This is a genomic window from Apilactobacillus sp., from assembly GCF_025290035.1.
In the GTDB taxonomy this organism is placed as follows: Bacteria; Bacillota; Bacilli; order Lactobacillales; family Lactobacillaceae; genus Apilactobacillus.
This window is the reverse complement of sequence record NZ_JAMBKT010000001.1, coordinates 175052-201402: the sequence shown is the minus strand read 5'-3', so window position 1 is coordinate 201402 and position 26351 is coordinate 175052. Positions and strand designations below refer to the sequence as shown.

Annotated in this window: 22 protein-coding genes and 1 riboswitch; of the genes, 21 read left to right on the top strand and 1 reads right to left on the bottom strand. The window is 32.8% G+C overall.

Annotation, left to right across the window (positions count from 1 at the left end):
* The first annotated feature begins 203 nt into the window (after positions 1-203).
* The 8 genes from glyQ to clpB all read left to right on the top strand — a co-directional run bounded on the left by glyQ (position 204) and on the right by clpB (position 11823).
* Entirely contained in the window at positions 204-1136 is a 933-nt protein-coding gene (glyQ, locus tag M3005_RS01005; protein ID WP_053950112.1) for a glycine--tRNA ligase subunit alpha, read from the top strand.
* Positions 1136-3214, top strand: coding sequence for a glycine--tRNA ligase subunit beta (glyS, locus tag M3005_RS01000; protein ID WP_293792878.1), 2079 nt, complete (start codon positions 1136-1138; stop codon positions 3212-3214). Before glyQ ends, glyS begins: the two co-directional genes overlap by 1 nt.
* Positions 3215-3323: 109 nt before the next feature.
* Positions 3324-5168: a DNA primase gene (gene dnaG, locus M3005_RS00995; protein WP_293792877.1), complete on the top strand. Its 1845-nt coding sequence runs from the start codon at positions 3324-3326 to the stop codon at positions 5166-5168.
* A 17-nt stretch (positions 5169-5185) separates the two neighbouring features.
* Positions 5186-6298, top strand: a complete 1113-nt coding sequence (gene rpoD / locus M3005_RS00990; protein ID WP_293792875.1) for an RNA polymerase sigma factor RpoD — start codon at positions 5186-5188, stop codon at positions 6296-6298.
* Between the two features lie 87 nt (positions 6299-6385).
* Positions 6386-7081 carry a tRNA (adenine(22)-N(1))-methyltransferase gene (locus M3005_RS00985; RefSeq protein ID WP_293792874.1) on the top strand — a complete coding sequence of 232 codons (696 nt, stop codon included), beginning with the start codon at positions 6386-6388 and terminating at the stop codon, positions 7079-7081.
* Between the two features lie 2 nt (positions 7082-7083).
* Positions 7084-7887, top strand: coding sequence for a Nif3-like dinuclear metal center hexameric protein (locus M3005_RS00980; RefSeq protein WP_293792873.1), 804 nt, complete (start codon positions 7084-7086; stop codon positions 7885-7887).
* Between the two features lie 15 nt (positions 7888-7902).
* Complete coding sequence (gene pepT, locus M3005_RS00975) at positions 7903-9138, top strand: peptidase T (protein WP_293792871.1); 1236 nt, start codon at positions 7903-7905, stop codon at positions 9136-9138.
* A 102-nt stretch (positions 9139-9240) separates the two neighbouring features.
* Positions 9241-11823 carry an ATP-dependent chaperone ClpB gene (gene clpB / locus M3005_RS00970; RefSeq protein WP_293792870.1) on the top strand — a complete coding sequence of 861 codons (2583 nt, stop codon included), beginning with the start codon at positions 9241-9243 and terminating at the stop codon, positions 11821-11823.
* A gap of 35 nt (positions 11824-11858) precedes the next feature.
* Here the strand turns inward: clpB and M3005_RS00965 are convergent, their stop codons facing one another.
* Positions 11859-12050, bottom strand: a complete 192-nt coding sequence (locus M3005_RS00965) for a DUF2929 family protein (RefSeq protein ID WP_330376116.1) — start codon at positions 12048-12050, stop codon at positions 11859-11861.
* Between the two features lie 114 nt (positions 12051-12164).
* Between M3005_RS00965 and dnaE the strand changes: the two genes are divergently transcribed.
* The 13 genes from dnaE to cmk all read left to right on the top strand — a co-directional run bounded on the left by dnaE (position 12165) and on the right by cmk (position 26304).
* Positions 12165-15533: a DNA polymerase III subunit alpha gene (gene dnaE / locus M3005_RS00960; RefSeq protein ID WP_293792867.1), complete on the top strand. Its 3369-nt coding sequence runs from the start codon at positions 12165-12167 to the stop codon at positions 15531-15533.
* 137 nt (positions 15534-15670) lie between these two features.
* On the top strand, positions 15671-17431 hold the full coding sequence (pyk, locus tag M3005_RS00955; RefSeq protein WP_293792866.1) for a pyruvate kinase: 1761 nt from the start codon (positions 15671-15673) through the stop codon (positions 17429-17431).
* Positions 17432-17537: 106 nt separating this feature from the next.
* Complete coding sequence (locus M3005_RS00950) at positions 17538-18422, top strand: CvfB family protein (RefSeq protein WP_293792865.1); 885 nt, start codon at positions 17538-17540, stop codon at positions 18420-18422.
* A 14-nt stretch (positions 18423-18436) separates the two neighbouring features.
* On the top strand, positions 18437-19324 hold the full coding sequence (xerD, locus tag M3005_RS00945; RefSeq protein ID WP_293792863.1) for a site-specific tyrosine recombinase XerD: 888 nt from the start codon (positions 18437-18439) through the stop codon (positions 19322-19324).
* A 20-nt stretch (positions 19325-19344) separates the two neighbouring features.
* On the top strand, positions 19345-19713 hold the full coding sequence (locus M3005_RS00940; RefSeq protein ID WP_293792862.1) for a hypothetical protein: 369 nt from the start codon (positions 19345-19347) through the stop codon (positions 19711-19713).
* Positions 19694-20446 carry a segregation and condensation protein A gene (locus tag M3005_RS00935; RefSeq protein WP_293792861.1) on the top strand — a complete coding sequence of 251 codons (753 nt, stop codon included), beginning with the start codon at positions 19694-19696 and terminating at the stop codon, positions 20444-20446. Before M3005_RS00940 ends, M3005_RS00935 begins: the two co-directional genes overlap by 20 nt.
* Positions 20447-21007, top strand: coding sequence for an SMC-Scp complex subunit ScpB (gene scpB, locus M3005_RS00930; protein ID WP_293792859.1), 561 nt, complete (start codon positions 20447-20449; stop codon positions 21005-21007).
* Complete coding sequence (locus tag M3005_RS00925; RefSeq protein ID WP_053950096.1) at positions 20976-21701, top strand: pseudouridine synthase; 726 nt, start codon at positions 20976-20978, stop codon at positions 21699-21701. Before scpB ends, M3005_RS00925 begins: the two co-directional genes overlap by 32 nt.
* A gap of 58 nt (positions 21702-21759) precedes the next feature.
* Positions 21760-21881, top strand: a riboswitch (FMN riboswitch).
* Between the two features lie 83 nt (positions 21882-21964).
* On the top strand, positions 21965-22546 hold the full coding sequence (locus M3005_RS00920; RefSeq protein WP_293792858.1) for an ECF transporter S component: 582 nt from the start codon (positions 21965-21967) through the stop codon (positions 22544-22546).
* Positions 22547-22550: 4 nt separating this feature from the next.
* Positions 22551-23585 (top strand): helix-turn-helix domain-containing protein, encoded by a 1035-nt coding sequence (locus tag M3005_RS00915; RefSeq protein ID WP_293792856.1) that lies wholly within the window; start codon positions 22551-22553, stop codon positions 23583-23585.
* On the top strand, positions 23578-25023 hold the full coding sequence (locus M3005_RS00910; RefSeq protein WP_293792854.1) for a RecQ family ATP-dependent DNA helicase: 1446 nt from the start codon (positions 23578-23580) through the stop codon (positions 25021-25023). Before M3005_RS00915 ends, M3005_RS00910 begins: the two co-directional genes overlap by 8 nt.
* Positions 25024-25073: 50 nt before the next feature.
* On the top strand, positions 25074-25604 hold the full coding sequence (locus M3005_RS00905; RefSeq protein WP_293792852.1) for a LysM peptidoglycan-binding domain-containing protein: 531 nt from the start codon (positions 25074-25076) through the stop codon (positions 25602-25604).
* A 19-nt stretch (positions 25605-25623) separates the two neighbouring features.
* Positions 25624-26304, top strand: coding sequence for a (d)CMP kinase (gene cmk / locus M3005_RS00900; protein WP_293792851.1), 681 nt, complete (start codon positions 25624-25626; stop codon positions 26302-26304).
* Positions 26305-26351 lie beyond the last annotated feature (47 nt).

The following is a 26351-nucleotide window of genomic DNA, read 5'->3' as shown; positions in this document are numbered from 1 at the left end:
CTAAGATTTTTTCAGCGAGAATAGATTGGTGGAAGCTATTCAATACTTTAGTAATTGGCACTTTTGGAACCAAACAAATCAAGCTGCTGATTAATTTCAGAAGTAGGGTGGAACCGCGAATAATCGTCCCTATGTAATTGGTATTTTATATACTTTTTACATAGGGATTTTTTATGCCATTCGTTTTACTAGGAGGAAATAAAATGACAGATAAGTTGTCAATGCAAGATATTATTTTAAAACTACAACAATACTGGTCATCACAGGGTTGTATGCTAATGCAAGCTTACGACACTGAAAAAGGTGCCGGAACTATGAGTCCATACACATTTTTAAGAGCTATTGGTCCTGAACCATGGAATGCTGCTTATGTAGAACCATCAAGAAGACCTGCTGATGGTAGATATGGTGAAAACCCTAACCGTTTATACCAACATCATCAATTCCAAGTAATTATGAAACCATCTCCTGAAAACATTCAAGAATTATACTTAGATAGTTTAAAGGAATTAGGAATTAATCCGGAAGAACATGACATTAGATTCGTTGAAGATAACTGGGAAAATCCTTCAATGGGTTGTGCCGGTGTTGGTTGGGAAATTTGGCTTGACGGAATGGAAGTTACTCAATTTACTTACTTCCAAATCGTAGGTGGTCAAGAAATGAATCCGGTAGCTTCAGAAATCACATACGGTCTTGAAAGACTAGCTTCATATGTTCAAGATGTTAACAATGTTTTCGAACTTGAATGGAGTGATGGTGTTAAATACGGTGATATTTTCAAAGAACCAGAATTTGAACACTCAAAATACAGTTTCGAAGAAAGTAATCAAGACATGCTTTTGAAGATGTTTGATGATTTTGAAGAAGAAGCTAAAAAGCAAATTGCTAACGGATTAGTTCATCCAGCGTATGATTATGTTCTAAAATGTAGTCACACTTTTAACCTTTTAGATGCCCGTGGTGCAGTATCTGTAACAGAACGTGCCGGTTATCTTTCAAGAATTAGAAGAATGGCTAGAGAAATTGCTAAAGCATTTATTGCTGAAAGAAAGAAGCTTGGCTTCCCATTAATTAAAGATGAAAAATTAAGACAATCACTGCTACAAGATGATGAAAACAAGGAGGAAAAATAATGGATCATACATTTTTATTTGAAATTGGTCTAGAAGAAATGCCTGCACATGTTGTAACACCAAGTATTGACCAATTAGTTAAAAAGACACAAGAATACTTGAAAGAACAAAGAATCGACTTTGAAAGTATCAAGCCTTATTCAACTCCTAGAAGATTAACAATTCAAATTACTGGATTGGCTGATAAGCAAGAAGATATTAACGAAACAGTTAAAGGTCCTGCTAAGAAAATTGCTTTAGATGATCAAGGTAATTGGTCTAAGGCAGCAATTGGTTTTACCAAGGGACAAGGTGTAAGTACCGATGACATTACCTTTAAGGAAATTAAAGGAACAGAATATGTATTTGTTGAAAAGCATATTGCTGGAAAAGATGTTAAAGAAGTTTTAATGGGATTAAAAGATGTTGTTACAAGCATGAACTTCCCAACTTTAATGAAATGGAACGTTTATCGTTTAGACTTTATTCGTCCAATTCGTTGGATGGTTGCATTACTTGATGATGAAGTACTACCAATTAAGATTTTGGATGTTGCAGCTTCAAACGTAAGTCGTGGACACCGTTTCTTAGGTAGTGACACTACAATTAATTCTGCTGATGAATATGAAGATAAATTAAGAGAACAATTTGTCATCGTTGATGCTAATAAGAGAAAAGAAACAATTGTTGAACAAATTAAGCAAATTCAAGATGAAAACAATTGGGTAATTAACATTAACAAAGGACTACTAGAAGAAGTTAATAACTTAGTAGAATGGCCAACTGCATTCTTTGGTAAGTTTGAAGAAAAGTATCTTCAATTACCATCAGAAGTATTAATTACTTCAATGAAAGATAACCAAAGATTCTTCTACGTTACTGATAAAGAAAATCAAATTTTACCTTACTTCATTTCAGTTAGAAACGGTAATAAAGATTTTATCGAAAACGTTATTGCTGGAAATGAAAAAGTTCTTACAGCTCGACTAGAAGATGCAATGTTCTTCTACCAAGAAGATCAAGCTAAAGATATTGACTTTTATGTTAACAAACTTAAGAAGGTTAGCTTCCATGATAAAATTTCAACTATTTTTGAAAAGATGCAACGTGTAGAACAAATCGCATCAATCATTGGTAAAAAGGCAAACCTATCTGATCAAGAATTGACAGATGTGAAACGCGCTGCACAAATTTACAAATTCGATTTAGTTACTGGAATGGTTGGAGAATTCTCTGAACTACAAGGTGTTATGGGTGAAAAATACGCTTTAATTAAAGGCGAAAATGCATCTGTTGCAACTGCAATTAGAGAACACTACATGCCAATTTCGGCTAGTGGTGACCTCCCAGAAACTAAGGTTGGGGCTGTCCTATCATTAGCTGATAAGTTTGACAGTATTTTAACTTTCTTTGCTGCAGGTATGATTCCTAGTGGTTCAAATGACCCATACGCACTTAGAAGACAAGCTAACGGAATTGTTAGAATCGTTAAAAACGAAAAATTAAACTTTAATCTTGCTGAATTAATGAATGAATTAATTAGTGCAGAAAAAGATGCTAATGTTGCTCCGGAATTAGACCAAGCCAAGGAAATTCCAGAAATTGTATCATTTATTAAAGATAGAATTGTCAAACAAATGAAATCAGAAAATATCAGACATGATATTATTGATGCTGCTGGAAATTCACAAAATTACAATATTGAATTTATCTTTGATGTGGCAGCTGTGTTAGAACAACATAAAGATGATGCAGAATTTAAAGAATCAGTTGAAGCATTAACTCGTGTTCTTAGAATTTCTGAAAAGAGTGATTTTGCAGAAGATGATTTAAACATTGATGAATCACTTTTCGAAAATGACTCTGAAAAGTCATTACATGCTGCTGTAGAATCAATTAAAAATGATTTCTACACTTTAGGTGCTAATGATGAATACACTAAGCTATTTGACCTTAAGAATGATATCGAAGGATACTTTGATCAAACAATGGTTATGTCAGATAACGAAGCTGTTAAGAATAACCATTTACGTGAATTAACTAAGCTATCTAATATGATTAAATGGTTCGCTGACTTTAATCAACTTATCGTTAAATAAAATTGATAGACAATGCTATTATGCGTTGCTAAAATGTTGTATAATAGTTTTCCATGTTTAAAATAAAAGTCGCACTAAGTGGTGCGACTTTTATGGGTGAAAAGGAGATATGATGCCAATGATTCCTGAAGAAGTAATTGAACAAGTTAGGAACGAAACCAATATTGCTGATATTATTGGTCAATTTGTTGCTCTTAGAAAATCAGGTAGTAATTTAATGGGATTATGTCCATTTCACGATGAAAACAGTCCATCATTTTCTGTGAATGAAGATAGACAATTATTTAAGTGCTTTGGTTGTGGAAAAGGTGGAAATGTTTTCACTTTTATGATGGAACTAGAAAATCTAACATATCCAGAAGCGATTTTGAAGGTCGCTGACATGAGTGGAATTGAAATATCTGATCAATATAAACAAAGCAATAGTCAAAAGCCTAAAATGAATTCAACTGAAACTAAGTTGATTGAGATGCATGAAAAGTCGACTGAAGTATATCATCATATTTTAATGAATACTGAATTAGGCCAAAAAGCGTTGGACTATTTGCATGATCGAGGTTTAACCGACGAGACAATTAAGTACTATCAAATTGGTTTTGCACCTAACAATAATGTTATCAATCGTTTTTTAGTTGAACAAAAGTTTGAATATCAAGACATGCGGAAGTCTGGATTGTTTCTTGAAGATGACGAAGGTAAATTGCGAGATAGATTTTTCAATCGAATCATGTTTCCAATTAAAAATGAATTTGGATCTATAATTGGTTTTTCTGGAAGAGTTCTAAACAAGGAAGACTCAACAGCAAAATATTTAAATAGTCCAGAAACAGACATTTTTAATAAAAGGGATGTTTTGTTTAACTTATCAAACGCAAAAGCGGCAATTAGAAAAAATGATGCTGTTATTCTGTTTGAAGGTTTTATGGATGTTATTTCTGCTTATCAATCAGGCATTGAAAATGGAATTGCTTCGATGGGAACTAGTTTAACTAATGACCAAATCAAAGTAATTAATAGACATTGTAGCAGCGTATATGTTTGTTATGACGGTGATGCTGCTGGTCAAAATGCGATTAATAGGGCACTCTCATTGTTAGGAAATTCAAACCTAACGTTAAGAGTTATCCAAATGCCAGAGGGTATTGATCCTGATGAATATCGTAAGCAGTTTGGCGAAGAAAAATTTGCTGATTATATGAGTAAGTCAATAGAATCTCCTATAGCATTTAAGATGAGATACTATAAGTTAAATCGTAATTTAGATAACGAAACCGATAAATTTAGTTACATCCAAGATGTATTAAAAGAAGTTGCCAAGGTTGACCAACCAATTGAAAGAGATCTTTATATAAATCAATTAGCGGATCAATTTAATCTAAATAAAAACGATTTAACGATGACAATGAATTCGTTCATTCAAAAAAATGACGCGGTCAACCGAGTTAATTATTCTCGAAATGGTAAGAATGATAATAATGCTCAGATGATTGCGCCTATTCAATCAGTTAGATATAGATCTAAAGTTGAAATGGCTGAATTATACTTGTTAAATCGAATATTAATGTCACAAGAACTATGGCAACGATTAATGAGTGTCGATGGATTCGCATTTGTTGATGTTGATTATCAATTGTTATATAACTTGGCACAAGAATATATGGCCACACATGATGAGTATAATTCGGCAGAATTTCAAGATTTTATTAAAGAAGAAAAGCTTAGAAAATTATTGATTGATATTGAAATGTTACAAATAAATGATTCACCATCTGTTGATGAAGTGGATGACTATGTTAATATAATAATGAACGAAGCTCCGATTGATTCACAATTGAAACAAAAGCAAATCGAATTAAATGAAGCTAAACAGCTTGGCGATATAGACAGACAAACTGAAATAGCGATGGAGATTATCCAGTTACAAAAACAAAAGAACCTAGGCGGTCGTGCTTAATCATAGGAGGCATATAAATGGCTGAAAAGAAATTAACCAAAAAAGAACTAAAGGAATCAACTGATGCTTTAATCAAAAAGCAAAAAAAGATTGGTCATGTAACATATGATGATGTTAATGACACAATTGCCGTTCCTTTTAAATTATCTAAGACTGATATGTATGAGTTATTAGAAAAAATTGAAGATGCAGGGATTAGTGTCGTAGACGAAAATGGTGAACCAGATCCAAGAGCGCTAGAAGCTGCAAAGAAAGTTACTCAAACAGAACTAAAGAATACAGCTTCTGCTCCTACAGGGGTAAAGATTAATGACCCTGTTAGAATGTATCTTAAAGAAATCGGTCGAGTACCTCTTTTAACCGCTGAACAAGAAGTTAACTTAGCCCTTAGAATTGAAGAAGGCGATGAAGAAGCTAAACAAGAATTAGCTGAAGCCAACCTTAGATTAGTAGTTTCAATTGCTAAGCGTTATGTTGGAAGAGGGATGCAATTCCTTGATTTAATCCAAGAAGGTAATATGGGATTAATGAAAGCGGTAGAAAAGTTTGATTACCGTAAAGGATTCAAGTTCTCAACTTATGCAACTTGGTGGATTAGACAAGCGATTACTCGTGCAATTGCCGATCAAGCTAGAACAATCAGAATCCCTGTTCACATGGTTGAAACCATTAACAAGTTAATTCGTATCCAACGTCAATTACTTCAAGATTTAGGTCGTGAACCTACACCTGAAGAAATTGGTGCCGAAATGGATATGCCAACTCAAAAGGTTAGAAGCATTCTAAAGATTTCTCAAGAACCAGTTTCTTTAGAAACACCAATTGGTGAAGAAGATGACTCACATTTAGGTGATTTTATCGAAGACCAAGATGCAACTAGTCCTGCTGACCATGCTGCATATGAATTGCTTAAAGAACAACTAGAAGGCGTATTAGATACATTAACTGATAGAGAAGAAAATGTTCTAAGATTACGTTTTGGTTTAGACGATGGACGTACTAGAACCCTTGAAGAAGTAGGTAAGGTGTTTGGTGTTACTCGTGAAAGAATTAGACAAATCGAAGCGAAAGCACTAAGAAAGCTACGCCACCCATCTAGAAGTAAACAATTAAAAGATTTTCTTGAATAATCAAAAAACAGATAGCGATGCTATCTGTTTTTTATTTATAATTCCAGTTATAATATAAGTAATTATATAAGTAGAAAAGGTGCTTTTATGGACGCAAATAATTTATCACAAAGACTAAAAACTGTAGCTGACTTTGTTCCAAAAAATAGTAGAGTAGCTGATATTGGTTCTGATCATGCTTATTTACCAGTTTACTTAATGAAACAAAATCAAATCGAATTTGGTATCGCTAGTGAAGTAGCGAAAGGTCCGCTTGAAAATGCCAAACAAGAAATTTTATCAGAAGGGCTTTCAGATAAAATAGATACAAGACTAGCTGATGGACTGCTATCAATTAATAAAGAAGATAATATAAATTGTGTTACCATTGCAGGAATGGGTGGAACATTAATTCGTCAAATTCTTGAAAATGGAAAAAATCATCTAAGTGGTAATGAAGTATTAGTGTTACAACCTAATGTTGGTGAAAATCGACTAAGAACATGGCTGATGAATAATCATTATGAAATTAAAGATGAAACTATTTTAAGAGAAGATGGTCATACTTACGAAATAATTGTGGCTGAAAAAGTAAACCATGATGTTGAATATTCTGAACAAGAATTGCAATTTGGACCATTCTTATTAAAACAACATTCTGAAGTTTTTGTAGAAAAGTGGCAGAATGAAATTAACCGTATTGAAATGGTAATTGATCAAATGAATCAAGCTAAAAAAGAGAAACCAATTGAAAAAATTCAAAAAATGAAGGATGACATTAACTCAATTAAAGAGGTGTTATAAATATGAACGCTAGTAAATTGATTGAACAATTTGAAAAGTTTGCTCCGAAAGATATCGCGGTTGACCATGATCCAATCGGATTACAAATCGGTGATATCAACCAGGATATTCATAAGGTTTTAGTGACTTTGGATGTTAGACCTGAAGTAGTTGACGAAGCCATTGAAAATAATTGTGATATGATTTTTTCACATCATCCAGCGATGTTTCGTCCGGTAAAAAACATGGATTTATCAGTTCCTCAAAATGCAATGTATGCTAAATTAATTAAAAATAATATTTTAGTTTATTCCGCTCATACTAATTTGGATAATGCTGAAGGTGGAATGAATGACTGGTTATCTGAAGCAATGGATTTAAGAAACGTTGAAGGCTTAGTTAGTCAAGGAATTTATAATGATAACGAATACTTTATGGGTAGAATTGGTGATTTAAAGGAAGAAACCACCGTTTATGAGTTTGCCCAAAAATGTAAAGAATTTTTCAATGTTGATGGATTAAGATTAATTAGTCATCAAGATAATCATAAAGTAAAAAGAGTAGCTGTTTTAGGCGGTGATGGAGGCAAGTTTTATTCCATCGCACAACAAAAAGGCGCTGATGTTTATGTAACAGGAGATGTGTATTATCATGTTGGACATGATATGATTGCAGATAACATGTCTGTAGTAGATCCGGGACATCATATTGAAAGTATTTGTAAGCCATATTTATGCGAAATGCTCAAAGAGTGGTCAAAAGAGTTTGATTGGCCAATAGATGTGATAAAATCTAATATAAACACTGATCCATATCAATTTATTTAAGGAGTGTACATTATTATGTCTAAGTACGAAGATTTAGTACCACGTTTTATAAATTATGTTAAACAAAATACCAGATCGGATGAAAGTAGTGCCACAATCCCATCATCTAGTCGCCAAATTGATTTTTTAAATAAATTAAAAGATGAATTAAAAGAAATTGGACTAGAAAACGTTAGAACCAACGAAGAAAGTGCATATGTATTTGCAACTTTACCTTCTAATGTTGATGAAGATGTAAAGAAAATTGGTTTTATTTCACACATTGATACAGCAGATTTTAATTCTGAAAATGTAAATCCTCAATTTGTCGAAAATTACGATGGAAAATCAAACATTGCGTTAGGCAATGGTGAATACAACCTAGATCCAAATGTTTTTGAAAGCTTACATAAATATGAAGGCAATACTTTAATTACTACAGACGGTAATACTTTATTAGGTGCAGATGATAAAGCAGGAGTTGCTGAAATTGTATCTTCAATGAAGTACCTAATTGATCACCCAGAAATTAAACATGGTGAAATTGAAGTTGGATTTGGTCCCGATGAAGAAATTGGAACAGGTTCACTTAAATTTGACGTTCAAGATTTCGGTGCTGACATGGCTTACACTGTCGATGGTGGAGCTAAGGGTCAATTACAATACGAAACATTCAATGCTGCGTCAGCAACTGTTGAAATTAAAGGAACCGACGTTCACCCAGGTGAAGCTAAGAACGTAATGGTGAACGCTGCAATTTTAGGGATGGATTTCAATGCTAAATTACCAGCATATGAAAGACCTGAATATACTGACGGTAAGGAAGGCTTCTATTTCTTAATTGAAATGAATGGAACTGCTGACTTTACTAAATTGTCATACATTATCAGAGACCATGATAGAGCTAGATTCGAATCTAGAAAACAATACTTTGCAAAAATCGCTGAAGAAATGAATAAATCATTTGGAGAAGATAGAGTTAAAGTAACCGTAAAAGATCAATACTACAACATGGCAGAAGTAATCGAAAAGAACATGGAAGTTGTTGACTTAGCAAAAGAAGCAATGAACAGCGTTGATGTTACTCCTGATATTTTCCCAGTTCGTGGTGGAACAGATGGTTCAACAATTTCATTTAAGGGCTTACCAACACCTAACTTGTTTGCCGGTGGAGAAAACATGCACGGTCGTTTTGAATATGTTTCTGTTGAAACAATGGAAAAGGCTTGTGATGTTATTATCGCTATCGCTAATTTAAATGTTGAAAAATAATAGTCAATAAAGGTCAAATTATTTGAAAATAAAAGACCTTTTGGTAAAATTTACCTATGAGAAGTATTCTCATAGGTATTTTTTTATTAAGCAGGTGAAAAAATGAATCCAGAAGAATTAACCGAAGCTGTTACCCAATCGTTTTCAGAAGCGCAAAAGGTAGCAACTAATAGAAAACATCAAGAAATCACAATCGCACATTTATTTAAAGTGTTAGTTCAACCAGGAGAATTAGCTAGACAAATTTTCTCAGAAGTTGGATTAGATGTTGATGATTTAGAACAAGAGTTAGATAAAGAATTAGATGAAATATCTATAGTTGAAGGAAGTAACGTTAGCTACGGACAAAACATTTCTTCTAACATGTTGTCATTAATTCAATTTTCTCAAAAAGAAAAGGATAAGTTGGGCGATCAATATATTGCTGTTGATACTTTAGTATTAGCGCTAATGGATACTAGTGGCAATAAATTAGTTGATTATTTAAAAGAAAATCATGTTTCAAAAGATATGGTCGAAAAGGCAATTGATAAAATTAGAGGAGGAGAAAAGGTGACTTCAAAGAATCAAGAAGATAATTTTCAAGCTTTAAAGAAGTACGGAGTTGATTTAGTTGCAGAAGCACGTGCTGGAAAGCTAGGACCTATTATTGGTAGGGATGAAGAAATAATTGATGTCATTAGAATCCTTTCTAGAATGACAAAAAACAATCCTGTCCTCATTGGTGATCCAGGTGTAGGTAAGACCGCAATTGTTGAAGGTTTAGCCAAAAGAATTGCTGTGAATGATGTTCCTGAAAATCTAAAAAACAAGTCATTATTTGAATTAGATATGAGTTCATTAATCGCTGGGGCTAAATATCGTGGTGAATTTGAAGAAAGACTAAAGGCAGTCTTAAAAGCTGTTAAAAAATCTGATGGACAAGTTATTATGTTCATTGATGAAATTCACAATATTGTTGGTGCTGGTAAGACAGAAGGAAGCATGGACGCTGGTAATATCTTAAAGCCTATGTTAGCTAGAGGTGAACTTCATCTAATTGGTGCCACTACCGTCGATGAATATCGTAAATACATGCAAAAGGATAAAGCGTTAGAAAGAAGATTCCAAAAAGTGAATGTTGAAGAACCTTCTGTGGATGATACAATTACGATTTTGCGTGGAATTAAAGAACGTTTGGAAATTCATCATGGGGTCAGAATTCATGACAACGCTTTAGTTGCAGCTGCTAAACTGGCTGATAGATATATTCCAGAAAGATTTTTACCAGATAAGGCAATTGATTTAGTTGATGAAGCGTCATCAACAATTGAAGTTGAAATGAATTCAAATCCGACTGAGTTAGATCAAGCTAATCGTAAATTAATGCGTGCTGAAGTTGAAGAGGCATCGTTAAAGAAAGAAGACGACGATGAATCTAAGCAACGTTTAGCTAAGTTAGAACCAGAATTGGCTAACTTGAAAGAAACAGTTAATAAACTAAACGCTAGATGGCAACAGGAAAAGACTTCAATCAAAGCATTAAGCGATAAAAAAGCGGAATTAGATCAAGCTAAGAATGAACTACAACAAGCCGAAAGTAACTATGATTTAGATAAGGTGGCAGTTTTACAACATGGTACAATTCCAGAATTAGAAAAAGAATTAGCTAAGATGGAAAATCAAGATCATGATGATGACTGGTTAGTAAGTGAGTCAGTAACTGAAGATGGAATTGCTGAAGTACTAAGTCGTGAAACTAGAATTCCAGTAGCTCGTCTAATGGAAGGCGAAAAAGAAAAAATACTTCACTTGGATGACAATCTTCATAAGAGAGTGATTGGACAAGATGAAGCTGTTGAATCTGTTGCCGATGCCGTTCTTCGTTCAAGAGCGGGTTTACAAGATCCAAGTAAACCATTGGGATCATTTTTATTCTTGGGTCCAACAGGTGTTGGTAAGACAGAATTAGCCAAGTCTTTAGCTGAAAACTTATTTGATTCTGAAGAACATATGGTAAGAATCGATATGTCTGAGTATATGGAAAAAGAATCGGTATCTAGATTAGTTGGTGCTGCACCGGGATATGTAGGATATGAAGAAGGTGGACAGCTAACTGAAGCAGTTAGAAGAGATCCATATACAATTGTATTATTTGATGAAATCGAAAAAGCTCATCCAGATGTCTTTAATGTCTTATTACAAGTTTTAGATGATGGACGTTTAACAGATGGACAAGGTCATACTGTAGATTTTAAAAACACCTTGTTAATAATGACTTCTAATTTAGGTTCTGACATCTTATTGGATGGTTTAGATAAGGATGGAAATATCTCTGAAAAAGCAAGAAAACAAGTTTCAGAATTGTTGAAGAAGAGTTTTAAACCGGAATTCTTAAACAGAATTGATGAAATCATCACTTTTAAACCATTATCAAAATCAGATGTGAGAGAAATTGTTAAGCAATTAATTCAAAAATTAGGCAATAGATTAAACGACAAACAAATTACAATTAACATCTCTGATGATGCAATAGACTGGATCACAGATAATGGATATGATCCACAATATGGTGGTCGTCCATTACAAAGATTTGTTACCAGAAATGTCGAAACACCGTTAGCAAGATTACTAATTGCAGGTGATATTAAACCTAAAGATACCATCAACATTGGATTAAATAATGACAAACTAACATTTAAATAAAATAAAAAAGCTCAAGTAATTTACTTGAGCTTTTGTTATTTAACTGAATGTTTTGAAATTAGTGATACACAGTTGACTGTAATTACAACAACCACTGCAGAAACGATACCAATTTCAGTTGTGTTATATGTTAGCTGAGTTAATTGGCTAGCAATGTATCCGATGATTTCACCGAAAATAAATGCCCAAAAGATCACCAATAGATTTGAAATAATGAATTTCATCATATCCACCTCACATTTCATAGAAATTTTACCACAGTTAAGATTGAAAAAACAGTTATAAATAATTCAGTTCATATGTATTTTTGTTATAATTGGTTTAAGGAAAGGGATGATTTAATGGATTATACACCACTTAACTTAATGAGTTCATACAGTTTATTGAATAGTACGATTTCAATAGATGAATTAATTTCAACAGCAAAAAAAAGAGGATACAAGTCACTAGCCTTAACTGATGAAAATAATATGTATGGTGCTATTGAGTTTTATGACGCATGTATAAAAGAAGATATTCATCCCATCATCGGACTAACGATTGATTTAGCAGCTATCACAACTAATGACAGTAGAAATCAATTGGTATTGATCGCTAGAGATAACGACGGATATAAAAACTTGATGAAATTATCAACTTTGATAATGACAAGTGAATCTGAAAAAATTGAATTAGACAATCTTTACTCATACTTAGCCCATAATATTGTAATCATCCCTGATTATGGTGAATGGATAGATTTGTTTAATAACGGAGATTTACAAACATTAGAAGAAACTATTCAAAAAATAGCTGATCATAAAGATGATCAAGCGATATTTATGGGATTAAGTGAAGATAATATCAACAACGTTGAATATAGAAACTACTTAACTAATATCAATCAATCCATGAATATTCAATTAGTCGCTTCTTCTAAAGTACAACTGATTAATCAGGATGATTATTTTGCGTTACAAGTTATGAAAAAGATTGACCAAAACGAAAAATTTCCGAATCCACTAAATGCTAGTCATGAAAAGACTAACAAATGGCTAGACCATCGTTATGAAGTGATCAAGCGTTACATAGATGCTGGATTAGAAGATTCATTGCTAAATAATCAAAAAATAGCTGATAGTACAGATGTTGTCATTGATAAAAAGCAACCGGTCTTACCACATTATGTGAATGATTTAGGATTATCTTCAAAGGAATTTTTAAAGAAACTTTGTGTGCAAGGATTACGACAAAGGGTCGCAAAATTAAAAATAGACAAAAATAATTGGCAAACATACATTGATAGGCTGGGATATGAATTATCAGTAATTGATAAAATGGGCTTTAACGATTACTTTTTAATTGTGTGGGATGTGATTAACTATGCTCATTCTCAAAATATTATGACAGGACCTGGGAGAGGTTCTGCGGCAGGTTCATTAGTATCATTTTGTTTATTTATAACAGATGTTGATCCTATCCAATATGATTTGTTGTTTGAACGATTTTTGAATGAAGAACGTCGCCAAATGCCGGATATTGATTTAGATATTCCGGATAATAAGAGGGATGTCATTTTGAATTATGTTCATGATAAATATGGTGATGAACATGTTAGTCAAATTGTGACGTTCGATACGATGTCTGCTAAACAAGTTATTCGAGATATTGGACGAACTTTTGGCTTAAGTCGAGTGCAACAAAGTGACTGGAGTCGAGCCATTCCTAGTAATCAATTAAGAATAAAATTAACCAACGCTTATAAAGAATCTAAAAGACTACAAAATTTAGTTAACGACAATCCATTGAATAAGTTGATGTTTGATACCGCTATTAAATTGGAAGGAAGACCTAGACATAGCGGAACACATGCCGCTGGAGTTATCTTAAGTGATACACCAATAGTCGAAACATCACCATTAAAGAGTGGGAATGAAGCGCTATTATTGACACAATATTCGAAAGACTATGTTGAACAAATCGGTTTGCTTAAAATGGATTTCTTGGGATTAAGAAACCTATCAATATTAGCAGAAGTTGTAGCGTTAGTTCGTCAAAATGTGGATGCAGATTTTGATATTGAAAAAATTGATTTATCAGATGCCAAAACTTTAAAGTTATTCCAAGACGGAGATACAAATGGGGTTTTCCAATTTGAATCCAACGGAATAAAACGAGTGCTAAAGGCAATGCATCCTGACAACTTTGGACAAATTTCAGCTGTAAACGCATTATATCGTCCAGGCCCAATGCAAAATATTGATTCATTTATTCGCAGAAAAGAAGGAAAAGAACCTGTTGATAGATTCGATCCTAATCTAGATTCAATCTTGTTGCCAACTTATGGAATCATCGTTTATCAAGAACAAGTTATGCAAGTCGCTTCCGTAATGGGTGGCTTTACACTAGGAGAAGCTGATAATTTAAGACGTGCAATGAGTAAGAAAAAACAGAGCACAATGGATGCATTAAAGAACAAATTTGTATCTGGAGCGATTAATAAGGGCTATAGTGAGGCATTAGCTGTTCAAATATTTGATTATATTGAAAAGTTTGCAGGATATGGTTTCAATAAATCTCATGCGGTGGCATACAGTAAGATGGCATTTGAATTAGCATATTTAAAAACTAATTACAGTTTGCAATTCTTTGTAGCAATCTTAAATTCAGTGTTAAATAATAATGACAAAACGAACACATATGTCGTTGAAGCTAAAAAAAGAAACATTGTAATAGAACATCCTAATATTAATAAGTCTGAGACTTATTTTACTGAAAGGGATGGAAGGATTTTATTTGGCTTAGCTGCTGTTAAAGGACTAAGAAAAGATTTTATCCAAGCGATTATTGAAGAACGTAATCTTAATGGTGAATATAAGGGGCTAGAAGAATTCATATATAGAATGCCTAAAAAGTTCCGTGATGTTGATTTGTTAAAATCACTTACTTTTGTGGGTGCTTTTGATGAATTTGGATATAACCGAGCTGAACTAGCAGATTCAATTGAAGAATTTATATCATCGATTAATTTAAGTGGAGCCTCGCAGGAATTATTTAGTACATTAAAACCGAAAATAAAGCGTCGTGATGATATGACCCTACAAGAGAAGTTAAGCTTGGAAATGGAATACACAGGGGTTTATCTTTCTGGACATCCGGTTGAAGATTATGACGTTTTAAAACAAGAAATGAAAATCACTACTTCTGATCAAATGATCAGCAAGGATGAAAATATAAATACATTGGTATATGTTGAAAACGTTAAGGAAATAAAAACCAAAAAGGGCGAACAGATGGCCTTTATTAACGGAACCGATATAGTGGGAAACATCAGTGTCACAGTTTTCCCTTCAACATTTAAGAAATTTGCTAATTTACTTAAACGAGGAATCGTTTTGTTAGTTACCGGTAAAACGGATTTTAGAAATAATGAAGTCCAAGTAATTGCTAATCAAATTCTGCCAGCTGCAAACGTCAAAAGCGCTTTTAATAAGAAAAGACAATTAAAAAAATGGTACCTAAAGATTGATGCAGCTCATAACGATAAAGAAACATCAATCAAGTTGTATGAACTAATGAAGACTAACCATGGTGAGAATAAAGTTGTTATTTATAATTCAACTAATAATTCTAAAAAAGAATTAGCAAGTAAATACAGTATGGATAGTAGCAAAGAATTATACGGTAAACTTATTCAATTGTTAGGTAATGGTAATGTAGTATATAAATAATTTTTTATTGTGAAAAAAACTATAAAAATAAAAGACATAAATTTTAAAAAGTGATACACTATAGTGTGAAACCTAGTTATGTATGGAACATCAAAATAATGATTTACCATACAAAATAAAAGGAGAGATTTTTACTTATGAAGAAAACAAAAATCGTAAGTACATTAGGACCTGCAAGTACTGATGTTGACATTATTGTTAACTTAATCGAATCAGGCGCTAATGTTTTCAGATTTAACTTCTCACACGGTGACCATGAAGAACACTTTGATCGTTTGAACAAAGTTCATGAAGCTGAAAAGAGAACCGGTAAGACAGTTGGTCTTATGCTTGATACTAAGGGTGCTGAAATCCGTACTACTAAGCAAAAAGAAGGTAAGATTGAATTCCACACTGGTGACCAGTTTAGAATTTCAATGGACGATACTTTAGAAGGTACTAAAGAAAAAATCGCCGTTACTTACCCAGGCCTATTAGCTGATGTTCATGTTGGTGGCCACATCTTATATGATGATGGTATCCTAGACTCAGTTATTGATGAAATTGACCAAGAAAACAAAGAACTAGTTGTTACTGCCCAAAACAATGCTGTTTTAGGTTCACGTAAGACTGTTACTGCTCCTGGTGTATCAATTAACTTACCAGGTATCACTGAAAAAGATTCAAGCGATATTCGTTTCGGTCTTTCAGAAATGCACATTAACTTTATTGCCGCTTCATTTGTAAGAAAACCAGAAGATGTTTTAGACATCCGTAAATTACTTGAAGACGAACACAAAGAAGACGTTCAAATCTTCCCTAAGATTGAATCACAAGAAGGTATCGACAACTTCGAAGAAATTATGAAGGTTTCTGATGGTTTAATGATTGCTCGTGGTGACATGGCTGTTGAAATTCCAGCAGAAAATGTTCCAATCGTTCAAAAACACTTAATCCACAGATGTAACGAAATGGGTAAACCTGTTATTACTGCAACTCAAATGTTGGACTCAATGCAAGAAAACCCACGTCCTACACGTGCTGAAGCATCAGACGTTGAATACGCTGTATTAAGCGGTACTGACGCTACTATGCTTTCAGGTGAAAGTGCTAACGGTGACTACCCTGCTGAAGCTGTTGCTACTATGGCTAAGCTTGATGAAATGGCAGAAAGCCACTACGATGAATACGGTGACCCACGTCCTGAATTCAAGAACGGTGACGTTACTGAAGCATTCGGTAAGCAAGTTGCTGACATGGTTAGAGATCTTGACATTAAGACTGTTGTAACTACTACTTCAACTGGTTACTCAGCTCGTATGATTTCAAAATACCATCCAAATGCTGACATCTTAGCTTTAACTTTCGATGATCGCGTACGTCGTGGTTTAATGGTTAACTGGGGTGTTCACCCAATCGTTGTAGACAAGCCTGAAAACAGTGATGGCATGTTTGATTTCGCAGCTAAGAAAGCTGTTGAAACTGGCCTAGCTAAAGAAGGCGACTTAATCCTTGTAGTTGCAGGTTTACCTGTTGGCGAAAAAGGTACTACTAACGTAATGAGCGTTAAATTAATTGGTTCAGAACTTGCTCAAGGCCAAGGTGTTGGTGACAAGACTGTTATCGGTAAGGCTTTTTTAGCAAGTAACGCTGCCGACGCAAACAGCAAAGCTGTTGACGGTGGCGTGTTGGTAGCAAAGAATACCAACAAAGACTTCTTGCCAGCTATTAAGAAGGCAAGTGCTGTTATTGTAGAAGATGGTGGAATGACTTCACACGCTGCAGTTCTAGGTATTTCATTAGGAATTCCTGTTATTGTTGGTGCTAAGGGAGCTACTGAAAACATCTCTGATGGTCAAACTATTACAGTTGATTCACGTAGAGGTATTGTTTACAGTGGTGCCGCTAACTCACTATAATAAATAGTTTTAAAGAGGATGCATTTAATGCATCCTCTTTTTTTATCGAAATATTATGTAAAGTAGTGTAGAATTAAGGTATACAGATTCGAAATGAGGAATATTAATGAACGAATATTTAGGCCGAGTTGTCTCCGGAAAAGTGACAGATGAAAATGATAAGAGTTATTTTGTACAAATTGAAGGTACAACTTTTTCATTAGATAAATCAGAAATTGAAAAACCTTTAAAAATTGGAAGTAATTTCAAGGGATTTACCTATGAAAACGAAGACCATAAAATGCAAATTACTAGAAATATTCCGGATGTTCAAGTAGATCACTACGGTTTTGGTACTGTAGTCCAAAGCAAATTTGGACTAGGTGTTTTTGTCGACATTGGTTTACCAAACAAAGATATCGCGGTATCTATCGATGATTTACCTGAACTAACAAAGTTATGGCCTCAACATGGTGATCGATTAATGATTGCTTTGAAAATTGATAAAAAAGGTCGTATTTGGGGAGAGTTAGCGGACGAAGAAATTTTCCAAAGTTTGTCAGTTCCTGCCAATGAAAAAATGAAAAACCGTAATTTAAAGGCGACTACTTATCGTCTTAAATTAGCTGGAACTAGAGTTATTACTGATGACTATCGAATTGGATTTATTCATCCTAGTGAACGTGAATTAGAACCAAGATTAGGTCAACATGTTGATGTAAGAGTAATTGGAATTTTAAGGGACAAAACACTTAATTTATCAATGAAACCACGTGGATATGAAGCGATTAGCGATGACTCTCAAATGATTTTTACAGTTTTAAAGAAATCTGAATCTGGTTCAATTCCATATACAGATAAGAGCACACCAGAATCAATTAAAGAGTTCTTTGGAATTAGTAAGGGTCAATTTAAAAGAGCCGTTGGTAATTTATTAAAGAATAGATTAATCGAGCAAACCGATGGTCAAATGAAGTTAACTGAAAAAGGTAATGAAACAGAACTAGAGTAAGTTTGGTGAATTAAATGGACGAACAAGTTAAAGATTATCTACACTACCTTGTGATCGAAAGAGGTTTATCTGACAATACAATTAAAAGTTACCGTCAAGATATTGTGGGATTTGTTAATTTCTTGAGAGATATACAAGTCGATTCATTTAAGCAAGTGGATTCTAAAACTATTCTAGAATACATGAAGCAAATGAAGGACGAGGGCAAAGCCAGAAATTCTGTAATTCGCTTTGTTTCTAGTATGAAAAAGTTCTTTTCTTATTTGCATAAATATCATTACATTATGGAAAATCCAATGGTTAATGTTGATACGCCTAAAAGCGCTAGTCATTTTCCAGATGTCTTAACTGTTAATGAAGTCGATAAATTATTAACAATGCCAGATGTTAGTGATAAATATGGAATAAGGGACAGAACGATATTAGAAGTTATGTATGCGACCGGGTTACGAGTGAGTGAAGTAGTTAACCTTAAAATGGATAATTTACATTTGGAAATGGGAATTATTCAAACAATCGGTAAAGGTGATAAAGAAAGAATTATTCCCATTGGGACTGAAGCGATTAAGTGGATATACGAATATATGGAAAATAGTCGTCCTTTATTACTAAAAAAAAGAAGATCTGAATATTTGTTTTTAAACGCACATGGTGGTGGCATTAGTAGACAAAGTATTTGGCAAAAATTAAAACACTATGTTGCTTTAGCTGGCATCAAAAAGAATGTCACTCCCCATACTCTTAGACACTCATTTGCTACACATATCTTAGAGAATGGTGCTGATTTAAGAATTGTCCAAGAACTTTTAGGTCATTCTGATATTTCAACAACACAAATCTATACACATGTATCACATGAACATCTTAATAAGGCTTTTGATGAATTTCATCCACATGCCTAATAAATTTAGGAGGAATTAATATGCTACTTAAATATCGTCTAGAATATAAAAAAATTGCAATGGACATGTTATCGTTACTACCCGGTATGAACCAAGGACACCATCTAGAAGATGAAATGAATTGGTACGAAGATAATGACAACCGCATTATTTATTTATGGAAAAATGAAGATGATAATTGGGCCGGATTAATTGCCGTTGAAGATAAAGGTAGCATGTTAGTTCTTAGAAGAATTGTTTTGACTCCTGATTCTTGGAGTATGAATAATTGTTGCAGCATGTTAGATGATTTATCTAATTTATTTATGGATCAAAAAATCGTTGGAACAATGGATACAACATCAATCTGTGAACTGTGGGAGAAACGTAATGGAACCAGAATTCAATAATTCAAATAATATTAATATTCATATTGATGATTTTGATGGTCCCTTAGAATTACTTTTACATTTAATAAAGCAATCAGAAATGGATATCTATGATATTCAGATTGAAAAAATAACTGAGCAATATCTAGGTTATCTAACTGAAATGGAAAACCTAAACGTTAATATTGCTGGGGAATATTTTGTGATGGCTTCAAATCTAATGGCAATTAAGTCTAAGCTATTGTTACCTAGAAACGATGAGATTGATGAAAATGATGATTATGAAGATCCACGTGATGAATTAGTTAATCAATTGTTAATTTATCAAGAATATAAAGAAGTTTCTAAAGTTTTAAAACAGATGGAAACTAAAAGTGCAAAGTATCATAGTGTTGATCCAACTTTACCAACCGTTGATGAAATGATTGATTTTAATGGCAATCATAAATTCAATGTTAGACTTATTCAACAAGCTTTTGATAGAGTTATTGATAAAATTAAAGCAAATGAACCATATGTGCATTCAGTGATAGAATGGCAATTTACAGTTAAGGAACAATCTGAATTTGTCATGGAAAAATTATCACAGCAAAAACATGTCGAATTTGATCAATTGTTTGAGAATACTAATAATATTGAGATGGTGGTAACTACATTCTTATCGTTATTAGAGTTGGTTAAAGAACATAAAATTAGTGTTGGTCAAGTCGATGATAAAATTTATTTAGAACAAGTTGAAGTAGGTGATGAGTAAGTGGTTAATAAGTTAGCCAAATTAGAAGGATTAATATATATTTCCGGAGAAGATGGAATTAGTGAAGATCAACTAATTGAAATGCTAAAGCTAGATGCTGATAATTTGCACGAACTCATCAATCAACTATCTGATAAGTTTAATCGTGATGAATCAGCATTTACAATTATTCAATATGCTAATAAATATCGATTAGCAACCAAGGAAGAATTAGACGATTTGATGAAGGAATATTTGAAGAGTGATGAAAGTATTTCTTTAACCCAAACTGCATTAGAAGCTTTGACAATTATTGCGTATAACCAACCAATTACAAGAGTTGAAGTCGATGATATTAGAGGAGTTAACAGTAGCAAGACAGTTCAAAGATTATTGAGACAAGGATTGATTGAAACTTCGGGATACAAAAAAGTTCCAGGACATCCCAAATTGTATAAAACAACTGATAACTTTTTAAAACTATTTGGAATTAAATCGTTAGACGAATTGCCAAAAATAGAAAATGAGATTTTAATCAAGGAGGAAGATTATGGCGGAGAGACTTCAGAAAATAATGGCTAAGGCCGGAGTTGCTTCTAGAAGAAAGTCAGAAGAAATTATTTTAGCAGGACGAGTAAAAGTAAATGGTCAAGTAGTAACTGAACTAGGTACAAAGGTAAAGGTGTCAGATGAAGTGCAAGTTGATGGTTTACCAATCAATAAAGAAGCACCTGTTTACTACTTATTTTATAAACCTCGTCGTATTATTACTTCAGTTTCTGATGAAAAGTCACGTAAAACAGTATTAGATTTCTTTGAAGATGTTGAACAAAGAATTTATCCAGTAGGTAGACTTGATTATGACACTTCAGGTCTATTATTAATGACCAATGATGGTGATTTAGACAATCGTCTTACTCATCCGAAATATGAAGTAGAAAAAACTTATGTTGCTAAAGTGGAAGGAATTCCTACTAATGACGAATTAAAACAACTTCGCATTGGGGTTGTAGTAAATGGTCATAAGACTAGTCCAGCTAAAACTAATGTGTTAGAAACTGATACAAGTAAGAAAACTGCAGTGGTACAACTAACTATTCATGAAGGAAAAAACCATGAGGTTAAGAACATGTTTAAGGCTGTTGGACACCCAGTTAAAAAGCTTAAGCGAGAATCTTTTGCGTTCTTGAATTTAAGAGGGTTACAACCAGGTGATTATCGACCACTTAAAAAGTTCGAGGTTGAAAAGTTATACGAAATTACAGAAAAAAGATAAAAAGACTTGTGTTTTGTTTGGTAATTTTATATTATTATTTTTGAAAATTAATAAATTGGTTTATCTTCAGGGCAGGGTGTGATTCCCGACCGGCGGTTATAGCCCGCTACCTATCTAAATGATAGTTGATTTGGTGAAATTCCAAAGCCGACAGTATAGTCTGGTATAAAGAAGATCTCTTTTTGAGTATGCACAAATGCCCGTTGATCTGTAAAAGGTTAACGGGATTTTTTTTGAAGATATTCCTCATTGGAGGATTTATTATGGAAAGAAGAAGTAGTAGTAGTTTTAGTTTAAGAAACTTAGTTCAAGTTTCAGTTTTAGGTGGTTTAGCATACTTGCTAACTTATTTATCGGTACCTTTAATTCCGATTGCACCTTACATGAAGTTAGATTTTGGTGACATTCCAATATTATTAGCCACAGTTTTAATTTCAACAAGAAGTGGATTAATCGTAGCCGTATTAAGAGCATTATTGTACTTTATTTTTACGGGTCCATCTTTAATTAGTTTGATTGGGGTTATGGCACTATTAATCGCAAGTATTACGATTGTTTTATCAGTTACAGTTGCTGATAAAATGTTCGAAGGCAAGAAAAAATATATTGCGATGATTTTGATTGAAACATTGATGTTAACGATTGTCATGAGTTTGTTAAACTATTTGATTATTACACCACTATATATAAGTTTGGCAGGTTTCAAATTGAGCTTTAGTTTATTAGATTCAATTATATATACAGTTGCACCATTTAATTTACTAAAAGGTTTATTTGTAGGGATTGTTTTTGTTATCATTTATAACAGAAGCAATGCTTGGTCAAAATATAAAGAAAAGAGATAATCTAATGAATATAAAGTTCTTAATATTGTGTCTATCAAATAAGCAACCAAGAAGACAAAAGTTAATTCAAAATCTATTGGTTGGGAAGAGAACCGTTTCTACTCTTTTTTGGGGAATGAGATACGGATTATTAGAATATTCAGCAATTTTAAAGAACTTTAATTTAGATAAAATGCCTGCTCAATTAAATCAGCTGATACAAAAGGGCTATGTTGAACAGGTTGATGAATATAAATATATATTGACTACAAAAGGTCAAAAAGAAAAGGATTCTATTTTAGAATCCTTTTACATATTAAAGACAAAATTGAACTATTATGATTATGATGTCATAGCTTTCAAATCAAGGTTATTATTAGCAATTCAAGTAGCTTCTGAATACAGTTATAAAAATAGCAATTATTATCCTGTAACAACAGATTTCAAAAGTGCATCATTAGTAAAAAAATGGTTTAAAACACATAAAAATGCATTGCCAGATCGAATGAAAGAATACTTAACTAATTATCTGGCCTCAATCGATGAAAATCGCGCTAACATATTTGCGCATATGTTTGTCGGATATCAGCGATATGGGATGACCAATCAACAGATAGCCAATGAGATGAACCTCAGCGCTTTGGAAGAATATTTCTTTCAATATGATTTATTAGTCGATTTGATTGAATATATCGAAAATGATGATGATGACCTATTAAAAGAATTATTAGTTGATATAAAAGTTCTGCGTACTAATAAACATGCATTAAAAACATATAATGAATTTAAACATGGTAAAACCATTCGAGAAATTGCCGAAAATAATAAATTAAGAAATTCTACTATTAGAGAGCATCTGTTAGAATGTGCAATTTGGATGCCCAAAAAAGAATTTCCATATAAAATGATTATTAGTGAAGAAAAAGAAAATGTTTTAGATCAATATTATCAAGCTAATAATATTGATGATTGGCAATATAATGAAAATATTAGCAATCAAGAGTTTTCTTTTTTTGAATTCAGAATCTATCAAATTATGAGGAGTAAGCCAAATGATTGATGATATTAGTTTAAAAAGCAATTTAAAGAAATGGTTTGGTTATGATTCTTTTAGAACCGGACAATTAGATGTGATTAAAGCGCTGATTCAAAAAGAAGACACTCTAGCGGTATTACCGACAGGAACCGGAAAGACGCTGATATACCAATACATGGGAAAGTTCAGTGAAGGTACAGTGATAATTGTTTCTCCGTTAATATCTTTGATGCAAGATCAAGTTGATAGAATGCGATTTTTAGGAGAAAAGAGAACAATCGCCTTAAATTCTAGTTTGAATTGGTATGAAAAGAAAAAAATCACTCAAAATTTAGCAAATTATAAATATATTTATGTATCTCCAGAAATGTTATCAAATGATGAAATTTTGGCTAATTTAAAAAAGATAAACATTGGTTTATTTGTTGTCGATGAAGCGCATTGTATTAATCAATGGGGACCAGATTTTAGACCGGAATATCTAAATTTGAAAAGAATCATATCATTTTTAGATTCACCTCTAACGCTATTATTAACAGCCACGGCATCGAATGAAGTTATTGACGATATAAAGAATAAAATCGGAATTGTGAATTTAAACGTGATTAAATATTCTGCCAATAGGCCAAATATTGCATTAGATGTTGAAATTATTGATGATCAAAATGAAAAAAATGAACGCTTATTATCTCTAGTTAATAAAGTTAAAAAACCAGGAATTATATATTTCTCTAGTAAAAAAGTAGCCAATTCAGTTTGTAGATGGTTGAATGAGCAAACTAATTTATCTGTGGAGGCATATCATGCTGATATAGATAATGATAGTAGATATAAAATTCAACATCAGTTCATCAATGATAAAATTGATGTAATTTGCGCCACAAGTGCCTTTGGCATGGGAATTGATAAAGATAATATTAGATTTGTTATTCATTATCATATGCCATCAAACCTAGAATCTTATGTCCAGGAAATGGGAAGAGCAGGTAGGGATGGTCAACAAAGCATATCTTATATTCTTTATCGAGAAAAAGATGAAGTACTACAATATCGATTTATTGATGAAGCTATTCCGACAGAAGATATGATTGATTTCTTTTACCATAATAGTGAAAAACTATTAAAAGCTAGTTTGGATGAAAAAGGAGAGTTAGTTCGCTACTATTTTGAAAAGGGATATGACTTAGAAGAAACCAAGTTCATTTTCTTTAGCAGAAAAAATGAACTTATTACATCCTTAAACGACATCGTAGAATATGTTCATTCAAATGGCTGTTATAGAGAGAAATTATTGCATCATTTTAACGAAAATTTCAATAATCATGATAATCAATGTTGTAATGGAATGCAGACGGAATTAAAATTAGACCATATGGATTTGATTTCCATTAATAAAGATATGGAAACTAATCAGAAAAGAGAAAAATGGCAGAATATTATACAATCTCTTTTTTCTAATTAGTTAAATTCATGTATAATTAAGACATAAGAAATAAATAGGAGGTCATTATTTTGAATAATAACGACGATAACAATTCATATTCAAGAGTAGAAGCTAGAAGAAAGCATCGTGGTCACAAAACCATTGCAATCGTTTTAATTACAATTCTTGTAGTAATTGGATTAAGTGCATTAGTATTTGGTATGATTAGTAGCCCAAGTAACGATAGTACAACTGATTCTACATCAACATCCACAAGTGTTTCTTCAAGTAGTCATAAGATGAAGAAAGAAAAAGAAGAATCAAGCTCAATGTCATCTTCAAGCTCAATGAGTAGTTCATCAATGAGCAGTTCAATGAGTAGCGATGCAAGTAGTAACAGTAGCTCATCAGCTAGCATGCAAAGTAGTTCAGCAAGCACAACTAGTCAATCACAAGCTGCTACAACTAATAATAGTTATGTTGTAATTGGTCAAAATGGAATGACAGACTTATATCAAGTTTCTAAACGTTATAACATTTCAGTTCAACAACTAATGAAACTAAACGGTATCACTGATGCTAACAAAGTGGTTGCCAACCAAAAAATCAGAGTAAGATAATTAAGTGGTGTTAAATTTTATGGATAATAGTAAGTTACAAGTAGCAATCGATGGACCAGCATCTGCTGGAAAAAGTACAGTTGCCAAGTTAGTCGCAACAAGATTTTCATATATTTATTGCGATACTGGTGCAATGTATAGATCAACAACTCTAAAGGCAATTAGAAACAATTTACCTTTAGATGATGAACAAGTTATTTTAAAAATGTTGAATGATACAGAAATTACCTTTGAACCAGGTGAAAAACAACAAAAAGTTTTCTTAGATGGTAATGAGGTAACTAATGATATTCGACAAGAAGATGTTACTAATAACGTTTCCACTGTTGCTAGTTTAGGAGCAGTAAGAGCTGAATTAGTTGAAAGACAACAAGAAATTGCTGCTAAAGGTGGTATTGTTATGGACGGTAGAGATATCGGAACAACAGTGTTACCAAATGCAGAAGTAAAAATCTTCTTAATTGCTAGTGTGGAAGAAAGAGCTGATCGTCGTTTCAAAGATAACGAAGAAAAAGGTATTCATGTTCCACTAGAACAATTGAAGAAAGAAATCGAAGAAAGAGACTACAAAGACTCGCATAGAGAGGTATCACCATTAACTAAAGCTGCTGACGCTATTGAAATTGATACAACATCAATGTCAATTGATCAAGTAGTTGATGCCATCTCTGATGAAATTAATAAAAAACTATCACTATAAATTAGTCAATAAACTAGATTTTATTAATAACATAGTCTAAAATAATA